General features: G+C 46.8%; 23 protein-coding genes. 9 read left to right on the top strand and 14 right to left on the bottom strand.

The features are described 5' to 3' along the window. Nucleotides 1–19 precede the first annotated feature (19 nt). Nucleotides 20–1,558 carry a glutamine-hydrolyzing GMP synthase gene (gene guaA, locus NSQ68_RS03885; protein ID WP_013308777.1) on the bottom strand — a complete coding sequence of 513 codons (1,539 nt, stop codon included), beginning with the start codon at nt 1,556–1,558 and terminating at the stop codon, nt 20–22. A gap of 145 nt (nt 1,559–1,703) precedes the next feature. On the opposite strand from guaA, the gene NSQ68_RS03880 reads away from it, so the two are divergent. Next, nucleotides 1,704–2,360 (top strand): DedA family protein, encoded by a 657-nt coding sequence (locus tag NSQ68_RS03880; RefSeq protein WP_342428019.1) that lies wholly within the window; start codon nt 1,704–1,706, stop codon nt 2,358–2,360. A 218-nt stretch (nt 2,361–2,578) separates the two neighbouring features. On the opposite strand, the gene NSQ68_RS03875 is transcribed toward NSQ68_RS03880, so the two are convergent. Beyond that, nucleotides 2,579–3,007 (bottom strand): hypothetical protein, encoded by a 429-nt coding sequence (locus tag NSQ68_RS03875; protein WP_342428018.1) that lies wholly within the window; start codon nt 3,005–3,007, stop codon nt 2,579–2,581. A gap of 51 nt (nt 3,008–3,058) precedes the next feature. Between NSQ68_RS03875 and NSQ68_RS03870 the strand changes: the two genes are divergently transcribed. The 5 genes from NSQ68_RS03870 to NSQ68_RS03850 are packed head-to-tail and all read left to right on the top strand — an operon-like array spanning nt 3,059 to nt 8,301. Continuing rightward, nucleotides 3,059–4,600, top strand: a complete 1,542-nt coding sequence (locus NSQ68_RS03870; RefSeq protein ID WP_342428017.1) for a spore germination protein — start codon at nt 3,059–3,061, stop codon at nt 4,598–4,600. After that, complete coding sequence (locus NSQ68_RS03865; protein ID WP_342428016.1) at nt 4,597–5,805, top strand: Ger(x)C family spore germination protein; 1,209 nt, start codon at nt 4,597–4,599, stop codon at nt 5,803–5,805. The genes NSQ68_RS03870 and NSQ68_RS03865 overlap by 4 nt, the downstream gene beginning before the upstream one ends. Before the next feature lie 5 nt (nt 5,806–5,810). Continuing rightward, entirely contained in the window at nt 5,811–6,920 is a 1,110-nt protein-coding gene (locus tag NSQ68_RS03860; protein WP_342428015.1) for an endospore germination permease, read from the top strand. Between the two features lie 29 nt (nt 6,921–6,949). Continuing rightward, nucleotides 6,950–7,186, top strand: a complete 237-nt coding sequence (locus tag NSQ68_RS03855; RefSeq protein WP_307352971.1) for a hypothetical protein — start codon at nt 6,950–6,952, stop codon at nt 7,184–7,186. 17 nt (nt 7,187–7,203) lie between these two features. Next, nucleotides 7,204–8,301 (top strand): endospore germination permease, encoded by a 1,098-nt coding sequence (locus NSQ68_RS03850; protein WP_307352969.1) that lies wholly within the window; start codon nt 7,204–7,206, stop codon nt 8,299–8,301. An 85-nt stretch (nt 8,302–8,386) separates the two neighbouring features. Here NSQ68_RS03850 and bcp read toward each other — a convergent pair whose 3' ends face one another. The 4 genes from bcp to NSQ68_RS03830 are packed head-to-tail and all read right to left on the bottom strand — an operon-like array spanning nt 8,387 to nt 11,525. Further along, nucleotides 8,387–8,863, bottom strand: a complete 477-nt coding sequence (gene bcp / locus NSQ68_RS03845; protein WP_342428014.1) for a thioredoxin-dependent thiol peroxidase — start codon at nt 8,861–8,863, stop codon at nt 8,387–8,389. Nucleotides 8,864–8,904: 41 nt separating this feature from the next. Beyond that, nucleotides 8,905–9,693, bottom strand: coding sequence for an ABC-2 family transporter protein (locus tag NSQ68_RS03840; RefSeq protein WP_025718032.1), 789 nt, complete (start codon nt 9,691–9,693; stop codon nt 8,905–8,907). Nucleotides 9,694–9,697: 4 nt separating this feature from the next. Next, complete coding sequence (locus tag NSQ68_RS03835; protein WP_069081078.1) at nt 9,698–10,492, bottom strand: ABC-2 family transporter protein; 795 nt, start codon at nt 10,490–10,492, stop codon at nt 9,698–9,700. Further along, the gene (locus tag NSQ68_RS03830) at nt 10,485–11,525 is read right to left on the bottom strand and encodes an ATP-binding cassette domain-containing protein (protein ID WP_307352963.1); all 1,041 of its coding nucleotides are present in this window, start codon (nt 11,523–11,525) and stop codon (nt 10,485–10,487) included. The genes NSQ68_RS03835 and NSQ68_RS03830 overlap by 8 nt, the downstream gene beginning before the upstream one ends. 103 nt (nt 11,526–11,628) lie before the next feature. Here NSQ68_RS03830 and NSQ68_RS03825 point away from each other — a divergent pair, with 103 nt between their 5' ends. From NSQ68_RS03825 to NSQ68_RS03815, 3 genes are all read left to right on the top strand, one after another. Continuing rightward, nucleotides 11,629–12,750, top strand: coding sequence for an LCP family protein (locus tag NSQ68_RS03825; RefSeq protein WP_029515758.1), 1,122 nt, complete (start codon nt 11,629–11,631; stop codon nt 12,748–12,750). Nucleotides 12,751–12,833: 83 nt separating this feature from the next. Beyond that, nucleotides 12,834–14,150 (top strand): glutamate-1-semialdehyde 2,1-aminomutase, encoded by a 1,317-nt coding sequence (locus tag NSQ68_RS03820; protein ID WP_342428013.1) that lies wholly within the window; start codon nt 12,834–12,836, stop codon nt 14,148–14,150. Nucleotides 14,151–14,367: 217 nt separating this feature from the next. Next, nucleotides 14,368–15,327 carry a DMT family transporter gene (locus NSQ68_RS03815; protein ID WP_341071657.1) on the top strand — a complete coding sequence of 320 codons (960 nt, stop codon included), beginning with the start codon at nt 14,368–14,370 and terminating at the stop codon, nt 15,325–15,327. Between the two features lie 93 nt (nt 15,328–15,420). Here NSQ68_RS03815 and NSQ68_RS03810 read toward each other — a convergent pair whose 3' ends face one another. The 8 genes from NSQ68_RS03810 to NSQ68_RS03775 all read right to left on the bottom strand — a co-directional run bounded on the left by NSQ68_RS03810 (nt 15,421) and on the right by NSQ68_RS03775 (nt 24,944). Then, on the bottom strand, nt 15,421–15,834 hold the full coding sequence (locus NSQ68_RS03810) for a sensory rhodopsin transducer (RefSeq protein ID WP_342428012.1): 414 nt from the start codon (nt 15,832–15,834) through the stop codon (nt 15,421–15,423). Between the two features lie 51 nt (nt 15,835–15,885). Further along, the gene (locus NSQ68_RS03805) at nt 15,886–16,920 is read right to left on the bottom strand and encodes a glycoside hydrolase family 88 protein (RefSeq protein WP_342429064.1); all 1,035 of its coding nucleotides are present in this window, start codon (nt 16,918–16,920) and stop codon (nt 15,886–15,888) included. 72 nt (nt 16,921–16,992) lie between these two features. Next, complete coding sequence (locus NSQ68_RS03800) at nt 16,993–18,105, bottom strand: rhamnogalacturonan acetylesterase (protein ID WP_342429063.1); 1,113 nt, start codon at nt 18,103–18,105, stop codon at nt 16,993–16,995. Between the two features lie 113 nt (nt 18,106–18,218). Then, nucleotides 18,219–19,058, bottom strand: a complete 840-nt coding sequence (locus NSQ68_RS03795) for a carbohydrate ABC transporter permease (protein WP_023987016.1) — start codon at nt 19,056–19,058, stop codon at nt 18,219–18,221. Nucleotides 19,059–19,063: 5 nt separating this feature from the next. Beyond that, nucleotides 19,064–19,972, bottom strand: a complete 909-nt coding sequence (locus NSQ68_RS03790; protein WP_023987015.1) for a sugar ABC transporter permease — start codon at nt 19,970–19,972, stop codon at nt 19,064–19,066. A gap of 237 nt (nt 19,973–20,209) precedes the next feature. Continuing rightward, nucleotides 20,210–21,502: an extracellular solute-binding protein gene (locus tag NSQ68_RS03785; protein ID WP_342428011.1), complete on the bottom strand. Its 1,293-nt coding sequence runs from the start codon at nt 21,500–21,502 to the stop codon at nt 20,210–20,212. A gap of 174 nt (nt 21,503–21,676) precedes the next feature. Next, nucleotides 21,677–23,236, bottom strand: coding sequence for a response regulator (locus tag NSQ68_RS03780; RefSeq protein WP_342428010.1), 1,560 nt, complete (start codon nt 23,234–23,236; stop codon nt 21,677–21,679). Continuing rightward, nucleotides 23,214–24,944, bottom strand: coding sequence for a histidine kinase (locus NSQ68_RS03775; RefSeq protein ID WP_342428009.1), 1,731 nt, complete (start codon nt 24,942–24,944; stop codon nt 23,214–23,216). The genes NSQ68_RS03780 and NSQ68_RS03775 overlap by 23 nt, the downstream gene beginning before the upstream one ends. Nucleotides 24,945–25,006 lie beyond the last annotated feature (62 nt).

The raw sequence follows: 25,006 nt of genomic DNA, 5'->3' as shown, positions 1-25,006 counted from the left end.
GATGCGGGAGTCTCCACGCTTATTCCCACTCAATCGTTGCTGGTGGTTTGGAAGTGATATCGTACACGATACGATTCACGTTATCCACTTCATTTACGATACGAACGGAGATTTTCTCCAGCACATCCCAAGGGATACGTGCCCAGTCAGCAGTCATACCGTCGATGGAGGTTACTGCACGAATACCTACAGTGTAAGAATACGTACGAGCATCGCCCATAACGCCAACACTCTTCATATTCGGCAAAGCGGTGAAGTATTGCCAGATTTCCCGGTCCAGACCGGCTTTAGCAATCTCCTCGCGCAAAATGTAATCCGATTCACGAACAATGGTTAGCTTGTCCTCTGTCACTTCACCCAGCACACGAATGGCAAGACCCGGACCTGGGAATGGTTGACGCCATACAATCTCAGCTGGCAGTCCACATTCTTCGCCGACTTTACGCACTTCGTCCTTGAACAGGGCATTCAACGGCTCGATCAGCTTGAACTTCATGTTCTCCGGCAAACCACCCACATTATGATGGGATTTAATGGTCTGTGCCGTTGCAGTTCCGCTCTCTACAATATCCGTATACAGCGTACCTTGAGCCAGGAAAGTAAAGTCGTCGAATTGAGAAGATTCTTCCTCGAACACATAGATAAACTCGTTACCGATGATTTTACGTTTTTGTTCCGGATCATCGACTCCTGCCAGCTTGGACAAGAAGCGCTCACGTGCGTCAATTTTGACAACTTTCATATCAAATTTACCAACGAACGTCTCCATTACACTTTCGGCTTCACCTTTGCGCAGCAATCCATGGTCAATGAACATACACGTCAGTTGGTCACCAATCGCTTTATGAATAAGCATCGCTACAACGGAAGAATCCACGCCACCGCTTAAGGCACACAATACTTTCTTGTCGCCTACCTGTTGACGAATCTCACGAATCTGATCTTCAATGAACGATTCCATAGTCCAGTTGCCTTCACAACCGCACACTTCATAAAGGAAGTTGCTGATCATCTCGTTACCTTGAACGGAATGACGAACCTCTGGATGGAATTGCACAGCATACAGATTCCGCTCCAGGTTACTCATCGCGGCAATCGGCGCACTCTCTGTTCCTGCATCCAGTGTAAAGCCGGTTGGCAAATCTGTAACGTGATCCCCATGGCTCATCCATACGGTTTGACGAGAATCCAGTCCTTTAGCCAAGCGGGCATCCTGATTGAATTGCACGTCTGCTTTACCATACTCACGCTTACCCGCACGTTCTACCTTACCATCCAGTTGGTGAGCCATCAGCTGCATACCGTAACAGATGCCAAAGATAGGGATGCCCAGGTCATAAATTGCCCGATCCACCTGAGGAGCATTGTCTGTATATACGCTGGAAGGTCCGCCTGAGAAAACAATCCCTTTTGGCGCCAGCTCTCTCAGCTTCTCCGCAGGCGTATTGTATGGAAGGAGCTCGCTATATACGCCGAGATCCCGAATTCTTCTTGCGATTAACTGGTTGTATTGTCCTCCAAAGTCGAGAACTACAACGATTTCATTAGGCTTATTCATTACCGTGCCTCCCTCAATTGTTCGTTTCATTATACGCAACGATAAAACAAGACGTCAAGAAATCAACCGGAGTTGAGCGGGCATGAAAAGATTGTTAAAATGAATTGATTCTAAAATACTCAATCTGTTCGTAGGAGTGTAAACGATGGATGTGCTGAAGTGGATCGCGCAATTGTTCGAAGAATACGGCTACGGCGTCCTTTTTTTCGGCTTGCTGCTTGAGTTTATTGCTTTACCATTTCCCGGGGAAACCACCATGGCTTATGCGGGATATCTCTCCTATGCCGGTACCCTAAATTTCGGTAAACTGATGCTGCTAGCTTTTTTGGGCACAACCATCGGTATGACTATTACCTACTTTATCGGAAAGTGGGCTGGACTCCCCTTTATTCAGAAATACGGTAAATGGGTTTTGTTATCGCCGGACAAGCTTCAGAAAACACAAAAATGGTTTCAACGATATGGATACTGGCTTATTTTCCTTGGATATTTCATCCCCGGTGTCAGACATTTTACCGGTTATTTTGCCGGAATTATTGCTCTTTCTTTCCGTAAATTTGTCTTGTATGCTTACAGCGGCGCTTTATTCTGGGTCATCCTCTTTCTAAGCATCGGCAAGCTGTTTGGTCCCCAATGGGATGCCATTTTTCATTTGGTAGAGCTGTATGCACTGCGAATTGCGGGAGTCGTTGGGTTCATAATCCTGCTGTATATTATTTACCGGTGGAGAAGCTTCCTATTTAGCTCGCTACGCAAATCCGAAAAGTCGGTGAAAACCAGCAACAAGGATGACACGAAGTAATCACACTCATGCTGCCTTACGGCTACGAGTTCTTGTATAATACATCAAAATCACGATAGATATCACAATAACCCCCGCACATCCAGCCAAACCCACGTACGCGGCTCCATCATTTCAATCGCCACCCCTGCACCAAGCATAGAAGTCCGAGATTCCTTGACTCCACGCCGTCAGCATGCCCAACAATGGACCCTGTAAATACAATGGGGTCTCCCGCATTAATAATGTATCCAGACAAATGCCCTTACCCCGCAAGCCAACGAAATTAAGAAGTAGCTGGCAACCAGACCGCACCCAAAAGCGGCACAAAACAATCCAATCCCGGCATCGCCCAGCCTGAATTCCTGCACTGCATATACACTGTTCAGAACATTATCAATGCCATTGAGCATGGGAACCAGCAACTCAAATGCAATAACAACTTGGAGAAGAACGGATACCTCCCTGCTTATTTTCTCCTTCACGACAGGTGGAAATGCAATATTGCGAACGATCAGACCTGCGGCAGAAAAACTTGCTGCGTTCCATTTAAGTTTGTGGTCCAAAGAGGAGCAGATATGATGCCGACTATGAACACTTAAAAAGACAAGGGCTGCCAGGCCTCTGAAAAGATCCGTTCGCTCTATAATCGCAAGGCATAAATTCATATATTCAGAGCATACTAAGCCAACAAACTCCAATATCGGAGGATTTTACGTATGCCAAATCAGAATAAAAGTTGTCCACTTACTCATGTGTCCTCTAACTTGAAGGATAATATGAATCATATCGAAAGCTCCTTTGGAAACAGCGGAGATGTAATCATTAAAGAGCTATTATGGATGCAAAAATGGCCAGCAGCTCTATTTTATATTGATGGTCTGGTCAACACTCAATTGCTCCATGATTCCGTTCTCCGTTCATTGATGCGAGTAAATGAACATCATGTACCGGAGGGCGCAGAACCATTCGACTATTTGAAGAATCAAGTTTTGATTGCAGGTAACTCAGGTAGTGTGGACGAAATGGATGCCTTATTCAACCAGATGCTATCTGGCGGTATTATCATTTTGCTGGACGGATACGCAAAGGGCATATGGATTGATGCGGTCGGTTGGGAGGATCGCAGTGTTAGCGAACCCCAATCCCAAAGTGTCGTACGGGGTCCAATGGAGGCTTTTACCGAAAATTTACGTACCAATACCGCTCTAATTCGTAGGCGAATCCGCGATCCGCGCCTGTGGATGGAAACAAGACAGATCGGTCAAGTCACTCATACCAATGTGTCCGTGATGTATATCAAAGGAATTGCTGACGAAGGGGTTATTCAGGAACTGAGAGAACGTTTGGACCGAATTGATATTGACGGAATTTTGGAGGGGGGTTACATCGAAGAGGAAATTCAGGATGAATCCTTCACTCCGTTTCCCACCATTTATAACAGCGAGCGTCCGGATTCGGTCGCTGCCAGCCTGTTGGAGGGGCGAATCGCTATATTGGTGGACGGGACACCCTTTGTTCTGTTGATTCCTGCGCTATTCGTGCAATTTTTCCAGTCGGCAGAGGATTATTACCAGCGTGCTGACATCAGCACTTTGCTGCGTTTGCTGCGTTTCTTTTCCTTTCTTATCGCTTTGCTTGCACCAGCAGTTTATATCGCGGTAACGACCTTCCATCAAGAGATGATTCCTACAAACTTATTGGTCAGTCTCGCTGCACAAAGGGAAGGCGTACCGTTTCCAGCCTTTGTCGAGGCGATGCTCATGGAAATTACTTATGAAATTTTGCGTGAAGCAGGAGTCCGAATTCCGAGGACAGTCGGACAGGCTGTATCTATTGTAGGCACACTGGTTATTGGGCAAGCAGCTGTGGATGCGGGGGTTGTCTCGGCGGCTATGGTCATTATCGTGTCAATCACCGCCATCTCCAGCTATGTTATTCCAGAAAACGGCCTGTCGATAGCGGTTCGTATTATACGCTTCGCCTTAATGATGCTAGCCGCAGCCTTTGGACTTCTTGGAATATTGATGGGGTTAATCGTACTTTTACTGCACTTGACCAGTCTGAGATCGTTTGGAGTATCTTACATGAGTCCGTTTGGCCCCTATGTGGAAAGCGATATGAAAGATACGCTGTTTCGCTTGCCCTGGCCTCATATGACGAAGCGTCCTCAGTCCATCTCTATCCAAAATACGATCCGCCAAAAAACGAAAAAAAGACGGATCGGTAATAAATCAAAAACCAGAAGGGATCAACCATGAAGCAGACCATACATTTGTTCTTCGTCTGGGGCCTGATTGCATTACTGTTAGGTGGTTGCTGGGATCGCCAAGAATTAAATGAGCTGGGCATAGCTATTGGGATCGGTGTGGATATGGAAGGAGACCAGTATCAGGTAACCGCTCAGGTGGTCATTCCTTCTGCTGTAGCTTCCAAATCATCACCAAGTGCAGGCCCTCCAGTCGTTACTTATCAGGCCACTGCACCCACGATTCAAGAGGCCATTGAAAAAATGACGAATACAAGTCCGCGCTCCATTTATTTATCTCATATTCGTATGCTGATTTTAGGTGAGGAGTATGCGAGAAAGGGAATTGCTGATGCGATTGAAGCCATGATGCGAGAGCCTTTTACAAGAAGTGACTTTTATATTGCGATAGCCAAGAATAACAAAGCTTCTACGATTTTAAAGATCCCCACTCCAATGGAAAAGTTGCCGGCAAATAAATTATTTGCTTCGTTAGATACCTTAACCAAAACCTGGGCTCCTGCCACCAAAGTAACCATGGATCAACTTCTTAGCAATCTGGTTAATCCCGACATCCAGTCCACTCTACCCGCTTTAGAAGCTGTGGGAGATATAGAGTCGACCAATGAAAAAGGTATGGATGCCACCAAAAGCATATCGCCTGGAACCATATTGCGGTTTTCGGGTAATGGTGTATTCAAAAAAGACCGATTGCTGGGATGGATCAATGACCTTGACAGTAAAGGGCTCAGTTACATCAGTGATAAAGTGGAGTCTACAACGGGGCACACCGATTGTCAGGGTGGGGGTAACATTGCCCTATTAACCTTGAGTAGCGACACTCAAAAAAAAGTAATCATTCGTGATGGAGAGCCTGTTATCTCAATATCAGTTACCAACAACAGCACAGTACGAGAAGTCAACTGCCAGCATATGAAGCTAGACAGTATGGACGATATTAAAGAAATTGAAGCCGCAAGCAATGAAAAAATTGTTGAAATTATGAAACATTCCGTAGAGACCGTTCGACATGAATTTAAGTCAGACATTTTCGGCTTTGGTCAGCTGATTCACCAGTCCAAACCCGAGCTTTGGAAAAGACTAAAAGAAGAAAAAGAAAATCCATTTATGGACTTACAGATTGAATATAAGGCACAGACAAAGATTAAAAAAATTGGTTCCTTGTTTGAATCATTCCAAAAACAAATGAAGGAGTGAGCTGGGTGGAGGAGAAAGGGCGTATCAGCATCAGAAATATAGCCGTACTCGTATTTTTGAGTATTATCGGAGACTGCGTATTGGTGTATCCCTCCCTCATTACAAGCATATCCAAGCAGGATGCCTGGATCAGCTCATTCCTAAGTATCCCAGCAGGATTGGCTCTATTACTGCTACTCCTGCGGGTACATCAGCTATATCCTGATCTCACCTTTATTCAACTCTGCCAGCGAATTTTGGGACCGTGGCTAGGCTCCCTCATCTCGATATGGTATTTGTTCCATTTATTAATGAATTCCGCGATTTATTTAAGAGAGGTCGGGGATTTTATGAACAGCCAGACTTATGTTATGACGCCTCTGCCTGTTATCAATTTACTCTTAATTCTTGCGCTTATGTGGGGGATGTATATGGGATTGGAGCCTATTGCGCGTACGGCTCAAATCTTATTACCATTATGCTTGGCTTTCACTTTGTTTTTAATCCTGTGCTTGCTTCCCCAATGTGAAAGTCAGCAGCTTAAGCCTATGCTGGAGCAAGGTATTCCCAAGATTATGGAAGGCAGCCTATTTGCACTGTCCTATCCATTCGGAGAATTAGCTTTTTTACTCATGATTTTTCCCTATGTGAACAAAAAAACGGGTCTAAAAAAATCGGTTTTGCTAGCCGGACTTACTGCCAGCGTTCTGTTAAGCGTACTACTCTTGGTTTCACTCATGGTTCTGGGCCCTTTTGTAACCGAACATAGTGTGTATACCTCTTATACGCTATCTAAAAAAATCAACATAGGAAATTTCTTACAGAGAGTTGAATCCATGATGAGTATAGCCTGGATTATCACTACCTTTGTTAAAACCATTTTACACTTCTATGCCTTTACCTTAGGAATGACTCAGCTACTGCGATTAGACAATGTACGGACCTTTCTGGGCCCTAGCTTTATGATCCTATTTGGTCTGATTATCGTCTCGGCACCCAACATTACTTATTATCTGGATACGATCGTCCACGCTTGGATTTATTGGGATTTGACGGATTCCGTTGTCCTGCCTTTACTGCTGCTTGTCGTATACAAGTTAAGATCGAAAGGCAATCATAGCCTGGGATCTAGTTGAGCCTCACCCTCAAAGGAAGGAGCATCGACATGCTGATTACCACTGTCATTATCTGTATCGGCTTAGCCATCGCCGCTAAGGATTTGCCAGGCTTGTACCGAAAGCACCGCTTTAAGGATATGTTCGTGTACATCGTTATGCTCGGATTAGGCACATGGCTTAGTATTCTTGCTGCCAAATTAGAGGTTACGCCAAGTCCGCTGATTCTGATAGAGATCATCTATAACCCTGTTAACGCTTTTATTTCACATATATTTGGCTTTTAGAAGGGAGGCAGCCACAAATGTCAAAAAAAGAACGTATCAGTGTTCGGCAAGTGACTGTCCTTATGTTTATGTGTTTAATCGGGGATATGCTCTTAATTTATCCGACTATTATTACACATATTGCTCATCAGGATGCCTGGATCAGCTCTATACTGTCCATACCGTTAGGTTTAATTATTATTTACGTGCTCCTTCGTGTTCATGAACTCTACCCGGGCCTTACACTTATTGAAGCGATCCGTAAAATTTTCGGGCCTGTATTCGGAACCATTGTCTCCTGCTGGTATTTGTTTTATTTTTTAATGAACACCGCTCTTATTGCTAGAGAGGTAGGCGATTACCTGACTACCCAGTTATTTGAACAAACCCCTCTGCGTGTCCTGCTCGTTATGGGAATATCCCTAATGGTGCTTACTGCGCTAATGGGAATTGAAGCTTTCGGTCGTGTTAGCGAGATGCTATTACCAGCATATATATTAATCTTCTCTGGTCTGATCCTTGCACTCCTGCCACAAATTCAGCTTTCTAATTTACGGCCTGTTTTGGAAAACGGGTTAGCTCCTGTTGCTAAAGGAATGGTTCCAGGCGTGGCTATGCCTTTTGCCGAAATGTCTATTATGCTCATGGTTTTTCCTTATGTAAACAAAAAAGCCCATTTTAAAAAGGACATGTTGCTCGCCTCTCTTATAGGCGGATTCCTGATTAGCGTGTTTCTGCTTCTCTCTCTCCTTGTCGTTGGTCCCTTTGTGACCAATTATAGTCCATACATTTCTTCTGCACTCACAACAAAGATTAACGAGCTCAATTATATTACACGAGTTGAATCGTTAGTAGCTTTAACCTGGGCACTTGCTGCCTATTTCAAAGGTGTTCTTTTCTTTTACGCGTTTACTTTCGGAACAACCCAGCTATTCCGAGTTTCTAATATCCGCCCCTTTGTCATCCCCGCAGGAGCGCTTGTGTTTGGCATGACCATTTTGATAACCCCAAATGTGTTTTATTATGTAAGAACTCTTGTTTATCCCATGTCTACCTGGCATTATACAAACGGCTTGATCATTCCGCTTGTTTTATGGGGTGTTTATCTCTGCAAGCAAAAGTGGAAGCATCGATAGAACGTATCCAAAAATTAATAAAAACCTTTTGAAACCGATGCTTAAAGAAGCATAATCCGATTCCAAAAGGTTTTTTGTTCTTCACTTACGCCATATCCTGAATGTATGCCAGCGCAGCATCAATATGCCCTTTCACTCTTAAACCACGCCATTCATGAACTAAAATTCCATTTTCATCAATAAGGAACGTAGACCGAACAATGCCCATGTACTGCTTGCCGTACATCTGTTTTTGCTGCCATAGACCATACGTTTCAGCGACCTGATGCTCTTCATCAGATAACAACTGAAAAGGGAGTCCGTACTTGGCAATAAACTTGTCATGCTGCTTAAGTGGATCAGGGCTTATCCCCAGAATCACCGTGTTCAAACCTTCAAACTCCGTATGTTTATCCCGAAAATCACAAGCCTGTGTCGAGCAGCTAGAGGTCAAATCCTTGGGATAGAAATATAACAACACCCTACTGCCTCGATAATCAGACAGCTTAACATGCTTTCCCTCACTGCCAGGCAATTCAAAATCCGGTGCCGCTTGCCCAATAACGATAAATGCCGCGGACATCTCATCATCTCCTATCTTGTGGGGGTCTTATATAACCTGACCTATGAGCCTGCCCCTCTGTAGCGGCGAATTCCCCAGTTCCATGCCAGTAAGCCCAAGGTCAGAAAGACAATCCCCATCACAGGAGTTAAGAGCGCCATATGGCGCATGTCCTCTCGGTGAAGGAACAGGGAGGCTGGATATACGCCAACAAAAGCAAACGGTAGTATCCAAGTCAGCACAACCTGAATAGCACGGTTATAAATCGTTACTGGATACCGTCCGTAACCCTGAATATTGTACATGAGCGGGATAATTCCTGTCGGCGCATCCGAAAAAAACGAAAGGGAAGTCAATATGGTGTATATCCCCGTATAGATCGCCACGGCACTTAGGCTCAAAATGATCAGCGCCGGTATGAACCACCACTCCATAGCCAAGTCCATCTGTGCCCCGCTGATCCCCATAATAATCAGGCCAATCACAGAGCCCACCAGCGCGGGCGGGTCCACATTTTCAAGGAAAATCTGGAACAGATTATACGCAGGACGGGTCATGACCCGGTCGAGTTCACCTTTAACAATATAACGCTCGCTAAAGTTCCAGAGGTTGACGAAACAGCTGAATAGTCCGTAAGGAACCATAAAAAATCCATAAACGAACACGACTTCATTTTCACTCCAGCCACCCAAACTGTCTGTGTGCATAAAAATAACCAGGATAAAAATAAGATTCGTGGCCTGAAACAGCAGGTCTGAAATAACTTCTACCCAAAAGTCGGCCCGATAGGTGAGCCGTGACTTCATGTAATTTTTCAAATATTCGCTAATGAGACCCAAATAGTACATCATCGGCTTACCCTCCCTGCACGAACAGACGTCTGCGCGCCAGTCGCCAAATGATGATCATCGGCACGAGCAGAACGACCAGCCAAATGATTTGGATACCCAGTACATTCCAAATGCCAACGCCTTTTACACGTCCCGTAAATACAGAGCCCGGCAAATAGGTAATCGCCTGAAACGGCATCCATTGGGCGATCGTCGCCAGCCAGCCTGGAAACAAACTGATTGGCAAAATCAACCCGGAAAACAGATCTACCACTACACGCTTCATACGCATCATGCCCTCATTATTTTCGATAAAAAAGGCCGTTAACCCCGTAATAATATTGATCTGGGTGTTGATCAGAAAGCTGAAAAACAGCATGACCAGAAAACCAACCCAGGCTACCGGGTCACTCGGGAGCGTCACCGGAAACAACAGCATCGCAATCGCCATGCCCGGAATCATAAACAACAGAAAACGGAACATCCCCTCGCCGAGTCCCTGCATAAATTTAACAAGTACATAGTTATAAGGTCGGATCATCTGAATTGCGATGCTTCCATCACGAATATCCGTCGAGATTTCACGGTCCAGATTGTTAAAATAAAAGGCCCTCGCCATCCACGATACTGCTACATACGTCGTCATCTGAGCAGCAGTAAAACCTCCAATGCTACCCGCATCGCCATATATCGCTTTGTATGTGAAATAATACACGCCAATATTCATGGAATAAATAAGAATTCCTGAATAATAGTTCACACGATACGCCAGCATCGTGAGAAATCGAATACGAATAAAATCGGTGTATACGCTAAGCATGAACTTTGGCCTCCACTACCGGATTGCCCTGGCGTTCCGCCGAGCCAGACTGATAGATACTGCGGACGATATCATCCGTGTTGGTTTCAATGATTTTGATATCCGTAATGTCCGTGCGACCGACTACGCTTGCGAGCACATCCGATACATTAATATGAAGAGGAATCCATACCTTGGCAGCCAAATCGTTATCCACCGTCCAAGCCAGTGGCATATCAGCAGTCCATGCCTGTAATTGCTCCAATTGGGTCGGTGTGCCGAACTGAAACCGCACTTCTCGACCTGTACCCCAACGCGCCTTCAATTCCTCCAAACCACCATCATAGATGATATTCCCATCATCCAGCATAATGACGCGCGAGCACAGCGCTTCAATATCCTGCAAATCATGGGTCGTCAGCAAAATAGTCGTACCGTAATCCCGGTTCATGTCCTTTAGAAACTCGCGGATTTCGGACTTTACCATAATATCGAGCCCAATGGTCGGCTCGTCCAGAAAAACAATAGACGGATTGTGCAGCAAAGCTGCTACCAACTCACAGCGCATCCGTTGCCCGAGACTAAGCTTGCGTACCGGGCGGCTTAGCAGATCCTGCAATTGCAGTCTCTCCACCAGCTCATCCAGCCTGCGTTTGAAGTCAGTAGCCGGAACCTGATATACTTTCCGCAGTAGTTGAAAAGACTCGATCACACCGATGTCCCACCAAAGCTGGCTGCGCTGACCGAAAACAACCCCAATGTTGCCTACAAATTTCTCGCGCTCCTCATAGGGGACATAACCGCCCACCTTGAGATGTCCCGATGTCGGCACGAGAATACCTGTCAGCATCTTAATCGTGGTGGACTTTCCGGCGCCGTTCTCACCGATATAACCGCATATTTCCCCTTGCGGAATACGGAAGGAGATATCTTTGACCGCGGCCACCTCGTTGTATTCGCGGGCGAATAAATCAAGGAAGGCACCTTTTAGGCCCTCGCGATTTTTTTGAACCTTAAATGTTTTGCGCAGATCCTGCACATCAATTGCCAGCATGTTATACCTCTCAATCAGGATTTGTAAAATCCATAGTTAAATTGATTGTGCTCCAAAAAGAAATTATAATGTAATGAACTGAAAAGCGAAAGGGAGAGCATCCATGACAAGCAGAACCAAAAGGACGATATGGTCGGTTCTAGCCGTGGTTATCGTCGCGATTGTCGGCTTTGCCGTGTACTATTTTACATCCATTTATAATCAGCTGGATAATCTGCATAAAGAGGGTGCTAACTCCCCCTTCAAAAATGTAAAGCAGGTCGATCAGGTTCGTACGCCAGAACCGCCCAAGTGGGAAGGTACCGATATGGTCAATATTTTGCTAATGGGTGTCGATGGGCGCGGTATCCAAAAAGGGGAAGTTCCCCGATCAGACAGCATGATGGTCGTGTCACTGGACCCCGTCAAGAAAAAAATCCACCTGTTCTCTATTTTGCGTGATACGTACGTGGATATTCCCGGCTACGGAAAAAATCGAATTAATACCGCTATTACTCACGGACCCAACACAGCCATGAAGACGGCTGGCGATCTGTTAGGCATTCCGGTGCAATATTATGTGTACACGGATTTCCAGGGCTTTATCAAACTGGTGGATGCCGTAGGCGGGATTGATTTTGAAGTGGAAAAGGATATGCATTATACAAGTAATGCGGATAAACATCAGTACGATATTGATTTGAAAAAGGGTATGCAGCATCTGGATGGCAACACGGCGCTTCAATATGTGCGGTTCCGCCACGATGCGATGTCCGACTTCTCCCGATCAGGACGGCAACGCGCATTTTTGGAGGCCGTAGCCCAGAAAATGCAGACCACAACTTCCATCGCCAACCTGCCGAACATTTTAGAGCAGGTTAACCCGTACATCGACACGAATCTCAGTGTTAACGATATGTGGAAGCTGGCGAATGTGGGGTACCAAAGCAATTTCGCAGGCAGCGAACAGGTTCCACCGATGAAGATGCTCGGAGAAGAGAATGTGGGAGGCGCGGCAGTTCTTACTGTCCGCGATCCCGAAGAACTGAAAACGTATGTGCAGGATATTTTTAATAATCCACCCACACAAACACAGGAACAAAATAAGGATCAGACCGAAACGAAACAGCCAGACAGTGCATCGTCTACCAAGACGGATAAAGCTTCTTTTACAGGGGGCAGTAAAGCCAGTGATGAGAATGCTTCCAAACAATCAACAACAAAGACAGGTCAAAAAGAGCTATAATGATGTATGCAGGGGCAGCCGTGAACGCTGCCCTTTGGCGTGTATATACCCTATTTTAATGAACGGAAAGGAAGTTTTTGAAGATGAAACGGGAAAACTCCGAAGCACTATATAAAGAAGCCCTGAAGCATATTGTCGGGGGCGTTAACAGCCCTTCACGTTCCTTTAAAGCTGTGGGCGGCGGTGCTCCAGTATTCATGAAACGCGCCCAAGGCGCTCATTTCTGGGACGAGGATGATAATCGGTATATCGATTATTTGGCGGCCTACGGCCCTATTATTACCGGACATGCTCACCCCCATATTACCAAGGCGATCAGCGAAGCGGCCGCGAACGGCGTATTATACGGAACCTCAACGGTATTGGAAATCAAACTGGCCAAGATGCTGAAGGAAGCAATTCCTTCTATGGACAAGGTTCGGTTTGTGAATTCCGGCACAGAAGCAGTCATGACGACGATTCGTGTGGCACGGGCCTATACTGGGCGGAACAAGATCATCAAATTCGCCGGCTGCTACCATGGTCACTCGGATCTGGTACTTGTAGCCGCAGGCTCCGGTCCTTCCACGCTGGGCATACCTGACAGCGCAGGCATTACGACCAACATTGCGAGCGAGGTTATTACCGTGCCATTCAATGATCTCGACGCGTTGCGCCAAGCCTTGGAGCGTTGGAGCGACGATGTGGCGGCAGTCATGGTCGAGCCGATTGTCGGTAATTTCGGCATGGTTATGCCGCAGCCAGGCTACCTGGAAGGGCTCTGCTCGATGGCGCGTGCGAACGGCTCACTTGTCATTTATGACGAGGTCATTACCGCATTCCGATTCCACTTCGGCTCTACCCAAACATATGCAGGTTTGGACAACCATGATGCGATTCAGCCAGATTTGACCGCGCTGGGCAAAATCATGGGCGGTGGTCTGCCAATTGGTGCCTACGGTGGCAGCAAGCAGATCATGGAGCAGGTTGCCCCACTCGGCCCGGCTTATCAGGCGGGTACGATGGCCGGCAACCCGGCGTCCATCTCGTCAGGCATCGCCTGCCTTGAAGTCCTTCAAGGAGAAGGCGTGTATGAAGAGATGGAACGTCTGGCTGTGAGGCTGACGGACGGTATTCAGTCCTCTGCCGAACGCTACGGCGTGCCATTGACGATCAACCGTATTCGTGGAGCGTTCTCGACGCATTTCTGTGATCATCCGATCACGAACTACGCGCAGGCGCAGGATACAGATAGCGAAGCATTTGCATCCTTCTTCCGTCACATGCTGGATCGCGGTATTCATCTGGCACCATCCAAGTACGAAGCCTGGTTCCTCACAACAGCGCATACGGACGAAGATGTGGATGCTACCCTGGAAGCGGCGGACGATTCGTTCCGGGCGATGTCACAAGGGAAGTAAACCAAGCAGTAAGTGATAGAATTTGACTAGAATATGAATAAGATAAGAGTTGGAAGTAGTCTTAGGGAAAGGGTAGCCGACCTCTGGGACTTCGTTCCGGCTTTTTTCATTTTAAACTGTACCCGTACAGTTGTAGATTTTATGGATTGTTTCATGTTATGCCATCCGGGTATATTGAGAGAACCACAGGTTAAGGTCATGACTACGGAGGTTTATTATGCACAGTCGTTCCAGAAATGGAGCCGCTTATCTAGCAGCTCTCAGCTATGCAGCTATACTTGGATTTTCATTTTTATTTGTAAAATTGACGGTCACAGAGGCGAGCCCGCTGGATGTGATCGCCCACCGCTTTGCGCTGTCTTTTATCGCTTTGACCGTTCCAGTGCTGCTCGGTTGGATTAAGCTCAACATCAAGTTGCGTGACATTTTGCGCATTTTACCACTGGCACTGCTCTCCCCTTTAGTGTATTTTCCACTGCAAGCCTTCGGGCTGATGAGTACTTCTTCATCGGAAGGTGGAATTATTCAAGCAACCGTTCCCATCTTTACGCTGTTGTTAGCTTCCTATTTTATTAAAGAGCGTACAACAGTAGTCCAAAAGATTTCCTTACTGCTCTCTGTCTTTGGTGTGGTTTTTATATTTGTGATGAAAAGCGGAGCACCGCTAGCATCCAGTAGCTATGGTGGTATTCTTCTGCTTGTGCTCTCTGCGATATGCCTATCCGGCTATAACGTGCTTGCACGTCCATTAACACAAAAGTATAGCCCCATGGAATTGACCTACGTTACCTCTATTTTGGGATGTATCGCTTTTAACGTGGTCGCACTGGGATACCATGCCATAGACGGCTCCATGAGTGCCTATACTGCTCCACTGGTGAAGCCTGGTTACTGGATGGCACTGATTTATCTGGGCATTCTGTCTACCCTCGTCACCTCGCTGTTATCGAGCTTTGCCTTGAAGTGGATCGAAGCCTCCAAAATGAGTGTGATCGGTAATTTATCCACCCTCATTTCCATGATTGCCGGTGCTTACATTTTGAAGGAGCAGCTCGCCTACTATCACATTGTCGGGGCTGTGATGATCATTATCGGCGTGCTGGGTACCAATTTCGGAGGGCGAAAAAACTTCACGCCGCTCAAAACAACTTCGGCAAAATCACAAAAAACGGGCTGAAAATAGACACTAATCTACCTGCAAAAAAGAAATCTCCCAGCTGCGCAATTCCAGCCTGGAGATTTCTTTTTTAACTCTATAGTCCTCGTCGGACTAGACCGGATACGCCATGACACTCATTAACGCCAATTCCGGCTGTGTCGTGTCCAATCTGCTATATTGTACGATGATGGGCACATCGCTAGTAACCGTGATTGCGTAAGGAATGCCTGTCGGAATCCGCTCGCCGGATTTCTCCAACGAGGCTGTTCGGATATGACGGGTTCGTCTTCCTTCCACCACCTCGGTCAATCCCTCCAATGGTTCGCGGTCTTCAAAATAGATGTCTATACTTAGATTTGCCACACGGCTCCCACAATTCAGCACGCATATACTCTCATGACTGAGCAGCTCTCCCCGGCTTTCCGGTGGAATATACCCATCGGGGATGACCCAGAATAGGCTGCCTCGCGGCTGATTAGCTGCCTTTTCCTGAGAAAGCTCCTGAAAAAGTTCAGCATCTCCCATGCTTTCGACCTCCTTTACCCGAATTACTTTTTGGCGCTAATGCCCCTTCTTCTAGCCGTACGGATTCTCCTTGGTACGCAACAGTTGAGCCAGAAAGGCAAGCGCCAATCCCTGACCCCATCCCTGAATGCGTTTGTAGGGAACGTTCCGATAGCCGTCAATATCGTTCATTACAGCAGTTCCAGCGGATACCCCCGTAACTGTGCCGTCCTCCTTAATGCGGGAAATAATACCATCGATCGCCTTTTGTGTGTATTTGTTAAACAACCGCCCTTGCATAAGCAAGGCAGTCGCGATTCCTGCCGAGCCCGAGGTTTCCAGATAAGAGGTATCATCGTTCAGCACCGTATGCCACAGCCCTTCCGGGGATTGCAGCCGCACCAGTGCATTGAGCTGGTCACGCAGCGAACCATCGATGATCATATAAGATGGATGCTGCACCTCCACAAATTTCAGCGCTTTTGCCATCGTGAGAGCTGCCCATGAATTGCCACGCGCCCAATATATTCCTGACATCCGGCTTTGATTCGCATGATCCCAGCCGTGATAATACAGATTCGTATCCGGGTCCTGCAAAAATTCTTCATGCCCGTGATATTGACGAACCCCATCCTCCCAATACTCCTTGTTGCCTAACAGATGACCGATGCGCAGCAAATAATAACCGGCCATAAACATCGTATCCACCCATGCTTGCTGCGGAAATACATCATGAAGTGAATTCACCGTATGCTGGAAAATGCCGTCGGCAAACCGCTCCGCCTTTTTGGCCAAAAATTCTGCCATCTCGATGGCAATATCAAGGTATTTTTGCTCACCTGTAGCCTGATGAAGCGTCAACAAACAGTGCCCGACAGAAACGCCGTTCACCGAGAGAGATGGAAGACCATCTTCGATATTTTCGTCAACCCATTCTTTCAGCTTGATCAAATACTTTTCGTTCCCTGTCGCTTCATACGCTTCGCATACTCCGTAAAAGGCTACTCCCCCCGGCCAATCCCAGCTGTAGTGCATTTGAAATGTGCGTTCTACTACCCGGTCGATCACCTGCTTAACTTGTTCTTCATCAAATATCAATGCAGGCATTTCCACGTCTCCCCCTTTGGTAAGTTTCACGTGAGTTACCTCCTTGACGCCCGTACATGAAAAGGTCGTCCTTCAACGTAAATACATGCGTAGCGGTTGCAAATCCAGTTCCCTCACAGCATCCACCACCATGTCTGCAATACGAACCGCGCCATTCTCATGAAAATGTGTGTTATCCTCTAAGCCACCGGAAAAGTTCATGTATTCACCAGGCAGCAGCCACATAAAAAGCTCTTTACTCTCTTCGGGGCCTAGCTGCTCATATAACTCCTGCGTGCGGGCAGACAAATCAATTAGCGGTACATTCGCTTCTTCCGCCAGCTCACGAACCGCTGTTACATAGTCACCATGTGTGTCAGATAGCGTACCATCCTCATTAAAATAGCGACGATGTACGGGCGTGACTAGTACCGGGGTTGCCCCATGGCTTCTTGCGCCGTCGATGTAGAGGCGAAGATGCTCCTTGTAGGTTGCAAAAGGCTCTGTAGCCCGCTCCGGATCAGGCTTCTGATCATTATGGCCGAACTGGATGAACAGGAAGTCTCCTGCCTTTATTTCGCCCAAAATGGCACCCAGCCGTCCTTCGTCCACAAAGCTTTTGGAGCTTCTTCCCGATACGGCATGATTATCCACGCAGACATCATGCTTGAACAAGGCGGGCAAAGCCTGGCCCCAGCCAGTATACGGATAACCGGATGCATCCTGATCCGTAACCGTGGAATCTCCGGCTAGGAATAGCCGGAGGGTCTGTGGCGCTGGAGTAATCTCCAGCGCATTGAGCCGTGGCGCGGTGCCTGATACGGTGAGGCGCAGCTTGCCACCCCGGATAGGCACCGCAAACTGGGCTTCGGTGAACTGACCCGGCAGCGTGTGTACCGGGGGAAGCATGTGCTTACCTTCACCAGCCTTGAGTCGCGTGAACGTTTCCGCCTGCGAATCGCCGACCAGTATAGTGACGAGATACATTCCGTCCGGCACATCTGCAACAAATGCAGCGTTCAGTGGAATACAAAAGCTGTTTCGCAGCCGCGTGCGTGCATCCTTGGCTGCACTCTGCCTTTTTCGACCGTACACATGCTCCGTAGTCTCGAAGCCATAACCCTGTTCAGTTGTATATAAGCAATCCGGAGACACTCCCTTGTAGCCATCCGCAGGTTCCCCCGGACCAAAATCAAACTTCCACAATTTACTCACCTCTCAGCCATCGCCCTCAAATCCCGTCCATTCAATTGTATAAACCCGGATGCCATCCTTTTCCACTCGTAAGCTTCATATCCTCACGCTATGGATTTTGGATCTTACCCCTTCAAACCACTCGTACTCATTCCTTCTACAATTTGCTTCTGGAATGCGAAGAATACAGCGATAACTGGAAGCAGGCTTAGGATAGACATGGCGAACATTCCTCCCCAGTTGGAAGCCGACTCGCTATCGAGGAACATCTTGAGTGCAATAGATACGGTATATTTCTCCGGCGAATTCAAGTACAGTACCGGACCAAGCAAATCCTCCCACTTCCAGTAGAAAGAGAAGATTGCCGCTGTAGCCAACGACGATTTGAGTAAGGGTAAAATAATTCTGAAATACAGCCGGAACTTGCCGCATCCGTCAATCGTTGCCGCTTCATCCAACTCTGCTGGAATCGTTCGTATAAACTGCACCATCAGAAAGATGAAGAACGGCATCCCGAAAAAGGAGGGTACCACCAACGGTAAGATCGTATTGATCCAACCGAGCTTGGTGAAAATAATATATTGCGGTACCAGTACCACATCCCCTGGTAGCATAAGCGTCACCATCATCAAAGCAAACCACAAGTTACGCCCTTTGAATTTCAAGCGTGCGAAGCCAAATGCGATCAATGAGGAGGAAAGCACGGCTCCAATCGTTGAAATTACCACGATCGTGAGCGAGTTCAGAATGTACGTGCCAAAGTTGTATCCAGTCGTTCCTTTCCAGCCTGTTACATAGTTTTGCCAGATCCATTCTGTAGGGAAAAGCGAGGATGCCGTGACGAATATCGTCCGACTTTCTTTAAACGAGCTAAACAGCATCCAAAAAACGGGATACAGCATCAGGAGCGCCAGTGCAGCAACCAGTATGTGATAAATTGGCCATTTGACCGTTTTCCATGCCATCGGTATCAGCGCCCCTTTTCCGTTTCATAAAATACCCAGTATCTGGAGGTTATAAATAATATCGCTGTCAGTATCCCAATCATAATGAGCATGACCCAAGCCATGGCTGCCGCATATCCCATGTTGCTGAACATAAACGCCTGCCGGAACAGATACAGTGAATGCAGCATCGTTCCATCCATCGGGCCTCCTTCGCCCTTAGAAATAACATAAGCCGGGACGAAGGTCATAAAGGCGCTGATCGTCTGCATAATCAGATTAAATAGAATAATGGGGCTAAGCAACGGCAGCGTAATACTGAAAAATTTTCGTACTGGCTTAGCGCCATCTACACTGGATGCCTCGTACAATTCAACAGGAATGTTCTTCAAACCTGCCAGAAAAATCAGCATGGAGGAGCCAAATTGCCATACGGACAAGGTGATCAACATCGTAAGCGAAGCATCCGGGTCACCAAACCACTTCACCGGAGTCGCCCCTAAGGTCGAAAGCAGGCTGTTCACTATGCCGTTATTACTGAAAATGTTCCGCCACATAATGGATACCGCAACGCTACCTCCGATAATCGACGGCAGATAGTACATTGTCCGATAGGTGCCGACCATGCGCGATTTGGTATTCAAAATCATAGCCACAAACAGCGCGAAAATCAGTCGCAACGGTACACCGACCAATACATACGTAAACGTGACCCTGATCGAATTCCAGTATTTTGGGTCGCCTGTGAACATTTTTTCAAAGTTGCCCAAACCAATCCATTTGGGCGGGGTGAACAGGTTGTAGGTGGTAAAGGACAGATACAGCGAAATAAACATTGGAATTAACGTAAACGCCAGAAAACCCACAATAAACGGGCTGATAAACGCATATCCGGTCATATTGGCTTTCAAGCTCTGATGATTTCGCAAGCTCATCAAGCCTCCCTTCTGTTGCAATTTAAAGAATTAGCAAAACTTCAAGATGTTAGTATTCAGTTGTTATATGAATAATATTATGATATCTGCAAAGGGTGTTTATGCAGTTGGTTCGTCGAATCAACCGTGCGCAATCCTGCTTTGGACTACGCACGGTTAACTTAACGAAACGTTCCTTCGAACTTGTCGTTCTTATGCTAAAACGATGTCAGATATCCTAAGGTCTCATTGCACTCATTATTGCTTGTTATTCGCAAGGATAGTATTCGCATCAGCCCGGAACTTGGCCGCTGCGTCTTCAGCCGTCATCTGTCCGAAATTGACCTGCTCAATATAATCGGTCAGAGTCGCAATCACTTCTGGCGATCCGACTGGTGGCGGCGGGCTCATTGGAGAAGCCTTCGGCTCCATAGAAGCTACAAATTCAAACACCTGCTTCGTAGGCTCGCTTAACTCTGGCGCAACAGCCTCCTTGATTTTGGAGGAAATCGGCACGCCACGTTCGCCTTTAATCAATTTATTCGCTTCTACATCATTCATCCAGAAATCAATAAACTTTGCGGCCTCATCCTTCACCTGTGAACGGGAAGCAACCGTCCAGTACATCGTAGGCTGCATGTATACGCCTTTTTCCATATTCGGCCCAAACATTGGAGCCAGTGCCATTGGGCGGTTAACAACCTGCTGTAAGCCCACATACTGATTGGACCACTGCCAAATGCCGATGCCTGTTCCTTTTACGATATCGGATTCCTCAAGAATCCCCTTGGTCTGGTTCATGATTTCAGGAGGCGGGGTCGCTCCCTTCTTAATCAGATCAGCCAATCCGCTGAAGAAGTCAACAAACAGCTTATCATCGTCATACCCCAATCCTGTTCCTTCCGCATTGTAGAGAGTCTTTCCTTGCGTACGCAAATAGTAGTGGAAGAAAATATCGGCAGCCATCGAGCTGTCAAAGTATACTTTATTGGAACCAGCCTTTAAAGCCAGTTCTTTGTATTGATCCCATGTCCAGTTGTCAGGAATTTTGTCTATACCCGCTTTTTTGAGCAGCGCCGGATCATACTGGAAACCCAGAACATTGACACCTGTTGGAATACCATATTGCTTTCCTGCTATTACACCGGTACTGAGTACATTTTCGTTCACATCTGCAACCTGAATTTTCTGATTCAAGTAAGGCGCGAGATCCTCCAGTTGACCATTTTTCGCATATTGGCTAATGTACGAAATGTCCATTTGCACGATATCCGGCAGCTGATTAGCCGCAGCCTGCGGGGCGAGCTTTTTCCAATAGTCATCAAAAGAGGCATATTCCACATCAATCGTTACATTAGGATTTTTCTGCTTATACAAATCAACGACCTTCTGCGTGTATTCATGACGCGTATCCGATCCCCACCAAGCGATACGTAACTTTACTTTCCCGTCTGCACTTGTGCCCGAATTGCCGCCGCCGTCCGCTCCGCTACATGCCGTCGTCAAAACGAGCAGCATAGCTATGATCAGAAACCATCCCTTTTTGCCCACCTATCTCTCCCCTTTTCGCTGTTCTAGAAAGGAGCCGATTACGAGTGACAACGCATTTTCGTAATTTTGATAGCGTTTACATTAGCTCCTGTTGTTATTTTCCCAAAAGCAGAGAAGCATTGGAATACACAAATCAGGTTTCCTGGGTTTAAAAAACAGTGGGACTCCATCAGCTCATCCCCGCTCGTGTGATTTAATGTACTCGGAAGGCGTCATACCTGCCCATTTTTTGAACACCTGGCTAAAATATTGCGCGTTCCCGCCGAAGCCGAACCATTCGGCCAGCTCAAACACCTTTACATCTCCTGTCTCTCGAATATGCTCAGCCGCACGTTCGATCCGATAACGATTAACGTAGTGTGAGAAGTTTTCCCCTGTCACCTTTTTGAAAATCTTCCCTAAGTAATCGGAATTCATATACAGCATCTGACCTGCCACTCCGTTCAGCGACAGATCGGATTTTCTGTAGTTTTGCTCAATAATAGTGATCATTTTATCAACGGTAGAAGATTGGCGATACACATTACTTTTATAATAGATTGCGGTCATTCGTTCGGCAGCTTCCTGTACAAAAGATTTGAGACATGCCAGCGTTTTTTGCTCTGCCAGCACCACCATTCGGCTCGTAAACGCCGCACGCTCTTCTTCAGGGCATATACGGATCATAGCGGCATAGAGCTGAAGCACATAGGAGCGGGTCACGGAGATTTCCAGCTTCATCCGAGACAAAATACCGAATAACCGATCCACTTCCTGTGCAACCTCCACCGTATTTCCAGCCTTGATCAGCAGACCGAACTTTTCCTCGTCCAGCTCCAAATCTGCCATCTCCCGGGTATCCTCAGCCGCTAAATCCTCCTTCGTAATCAGACTACCCTCCCCGGTGTAAAAACGGTGATTCATACAATGCAGTGTCTCCCGGTACATCCCCCGTGAATGCTGCATACTATCCGACTCACTAACTGCCACCGTTACCTCCAGCTTGTAAAAGCGATGAAATGTCGCACGTACCGCTTCAATCTGTTTCATAAACCGTGACGTGTCATCCTCACTTTCCAGCACGATAAGCAATTGTCCCTGCATGGTCGTACTGAGCAAGACATCATCCATCAAATCTGCCGCTATATTTTGCAATGCAAACAAATGCTCCGGCTCATGGGATTCCTCCACCCGCAGCAGCAGCATTCGAACCTGCTTATCTTGCAATTCAATTCCGAATAACCGCTCATAAAATGCGATATCGCGGCTACCGTAAGTTTTATAGGAAATAAACTCCTTCAAAAAGTGTTCCTTCACATGAGGCAGCATACGCTGAAAATCTAGCTTCATCCGGTTTACAAATTGCTTGCGTTCTTCCTGCTCCTCCCGCTCCTGCCCCAACTCGGTCAGAGCCTCATGAATTTGCCGCTCATTGCATGGCTTCAACAAGTAATGCTTCACCCCGTATTGCATAGCCCGACAGGCATAGTCGAAATCTTTGTAACCCGACAACAGAATAAAACGGACGTCTGGAAAATGCTCCGTCGTTTTGGCAACCAGTCCGATGCCGTCCAGTCCTGGCATAGAGATATCGCTGATCACAAAATCAGGCGGGCTGGCCTGAATCTGATCATAAGCTTCAATCCCATTACGTGCTGTACCGACCAATTTCGTTCCCGCTTTACCCCAATCAACCACCTGTGATATGCCCTCCAAAATCATACGCTCATCATCAACCAGTAGCACCTTGTACACGACCCTGATCCCCTTTCACATATGGAATACAGACATGAATCGACGTTCCTGTTCCTGACTCGCTATGCAGCTCTATCCCCCAAGGTGTACCAAAGGTCAGGTTAATCCGTTCCTGAATATTCGTAAGTCCAATGCCCTGCCCACGAGTCGTGACCTGCCCGCTCTGCAGCTTTTCCAAGAAATCCGGCGTCATTCCTAATCCGTCATCTTCAACTCGCAGAAATAAAGCCCCCTCGCTTTCTCTTGCAATAATAGCAATGCGACAGGGCTCAATTCGCGGCTCCAGCGCATAATGGATGGCATTCTCTACCAAGGGCTGAAGCGTTAGCTTCGGAATTTGCGCGTCCATCAGTTCTTCCGGGATATCCAGATGGAAAACGAGACGCTCATCAAAACGTGTTTTTTGGATCGTTACATAGCTCCTTACAATATCCAATTCTTTTCGAAGCGGAATCAGTTGCTCTTCAAAACTGACCGCACTGCGCAGTAGAAAAGCAAGTGCTTCCACCATCTCTGAAATCCGATCCTGTTTATTGGCCTTGGCGAGCCAGTTCACAGACTCTAATGTATTGTATAAAAAATGTGGATTAATCTGGGCCTGAAGCGCCTTTAGCTCTGTTTCCCGCAGTAATAGTTGCTTGGCAACATTCTCATTAATGAGCTCACGAATGCGGCGAATCATTTTCTTGTACGTCCGATGAAGCAAGCCTACCTCATCCTGTGTGGAAAGAGGAACCGCGCCAAGCGCTTCTTCTTCCAAACGGTCGAGATCGCCTTTTTCTATTTTACGCATGTTCTGGATTAATTGAACGATCGGTTTGGTAATGCTGCCTGACAACCTAGCCCCCAGTGCCAATGCGATAAGAAGCATAATGACAAAAATAGCGCTTACAACTTCTTTGATAATCGTAATGCTGCGAAACATATCATCGAAGGGGGTCATATGCAAATACGTCCAACCCGTATAAGAGGATTTGATTTGAGCAGCGAAAAAGGTTCCTCCTGAGTAGGTCGCAATCCCGTAAGGCTGCTTCCGGCCCAGCTCGGCCTGAATATCACTCTCACTCAAAAGTGGTGTTTCGGGATAAATCATCCGCCTTCCATCTGTAATCATCAGTTGTCCGTCACGACCGGAGGTCTGCACACGGTCCGCTACAATCCGGTCAATTCGCACACGAATCGCAAGCGTTCCGAGCCCATTCAGCGTAAAATTGGAATCGGTAAAGGATTTGAACTGCCGAGCTGCAAGCAAGGAGGAATGACCTGCGGCATACCATGCATTGGAACCGTCATGTTCGTCTGCCAGCTCCGACAGGGTGGATCGAAGCTCTTGGGGAATACCTTCGCGGTTGCCCGCACTCATGACCTGTCCCTCTTTGTCGATGACCATCATAGAATAGACATAGGTTTCAGAGCCGGCAAAGGCGACGAGCCTATTCGTTATTTTTTTACGTAGTACCATTTTGGCATAAGGTGACGTTTCCTTTTCCAATTGCAGCAAATAACGTTGAAGCTGCTCGTCCGTTGTTACCTTGAAAGTAACTTTTTCCACATCCTTCAGCTCATTTTCTATACCGATTGAAGAAATATTGAGTACTTCGGATGTTTTTTTGTACATTTGATTATCATAAATATGAAATACGTACTTAAGTATGACTGCAACAACTGCAAAATTAACCAGCATAAGCACCGTTATCAGCAGTACCATTTTATGATGGATTCCAGCATTCTTGTAAGCGCTTTTAAAGTAGGTAATCAGTGATTGTCGCC

This window comes from Paenibacillus sp. FSL L8-0158, from assembly GCF_038592965.1.
GTDB classification, from domain to species: Bacteria; Bacillota; Bacilli; order Paenibacillales; family Paenibacillaceae; genus Paenibacillus; species Paenibacillus polymyxa_D.
The sequence above is the reverse complement of the archived record's forward strand: the minus strand, read 5'-3'. Positions and strand labels throughout refer to the sequence as shown.

Coding starts and splice junctions, on each gene's coding strand:
- NSQ68_RS03880 (WP_342428019.1), top strand. CDS start 1,704: ATGGATGTGCTGAAGTGGATCGCGCAATTGTTCGAAGAATACGGCTAC.
- NSQ68_RS03795 (WP_023987016.1), bottom strand. CDS start 19,058: ATGGCATGGAAAACGGTCAAATGGCCAATTTATCACATACTGGTTGCT.
- NSQ68_RS03855 (WP_307352971.1), top strand. CDS start 6,950: ATGCTGATTACCACTGTCATTATCTGTATCGGCTTAGCCATCGCCGCT.
- NSQ68_RS03840 (WP_025718032.1), bottom strand. CDS start 9,693: ATGATGTACTATTTGGGTCTCATTAGCGAATATTTGAAAAATTACATG.
- NSQ68_RS03805 (WP_342429064.1), bottom strand. CDS start 16,920: ATGCCTGCATTGATATTTGATGAAGAACAAGTTAAGCAGGTGATCGAC.
- NSQ68_RS03820 (WP_342428013.1), top strand. CDS start 12,834: ATGAAACGGGAAAACTCCGAAGCACTATATAAAGAAGCCCTGAAGCAT.
- NSQ68_RS03865 (WP_342428016.1), top strand. CDS start 4,597: ATGAAGCAGACCATACATTTGTTCTTCGTCTGGGGCCTGATTGCATTA.
- bcp (WP_342428014.1), bottom strand. CDS start 8,863: ATGTCCGCGGCATTTATCGTTATTGGGCAAGCGGCACCGGATTTTGAA.
- NSQ68_RS03790 (WP_023987015.1), bottom strand. CDS start 19,972: ATGAGCTTGCGAAATCATCAGAGCTTGAAAGCCAATATGACCGGATAT.
- NSQ68_RS03875 (WP_342428018.1), bottom strand. CDS start 3,007: ATGAATTTATGCCTTGCGATTATAGAGCGAACGGATCTTTTCAGAGGC.
- NSQ68_RS03825 (WP_029515758.1), top strand. CDS start 11,629: ATGACAAGCAGAACCAAAAGGACGATATGGTCGGTTCTAGCCGTGGTT.
- NSQ68_RS03810 (WP_342428012.1), bottom strand. CDS start 15,834: ATGGGAGATGCTGAACTTTTTCAGGAGCTTTCTCAGGAAAAGGCAGCT.
- NSQ68_RS03775 (WP_342428009.1), bottom strand. CDS start 24,944: ATGGTACTGCTGATAACGGTGCTTATGCTGGTTAATTTTGCAGTTGTT.
- guaA (WP_013308777.1), bottom strand. CDS start 1,558: ATGAATAAGCCTAATGAAATCGTTGTAGTTCTCGACTTTGGAGGACAA.
- NSQ68_RS03850 (WP_307352969.1), top strand. CDS start 7,204: ATGTCAAAAAAAGAACGTATCAGTGTTCGGCAAGTGACTGTCCTTATG.
- NSQ68_RS03830 (WP_307352963.1), bottom strand. CDS start 11,525: ATGCTGGCAATTGATGTGCAGGATCTGCGCAAAACATTTAAGGTTCAA.
- NSQ68_RS03815 (WP_341071657.1), top strand. CDS start 14,368: ATGCACAGTCGTTCCAGAAATGGAGCCGCTTATCTAGCAGCTCTCAGC.
- NSQ68_RS03870 (WP_342428017.1), top strand. CDS start 3,059: ATGCCAAATCAGAATAAAAGTTGTCCACTTACTCATGTGTCCTCTAAC.
- NSQ68_RS03835 (WP_069081078.1), bottom strand. CDS start 10,492: ATGCTTAGCGTATACACCGATTTTATTCGTATTCGATTTCTCACGATG.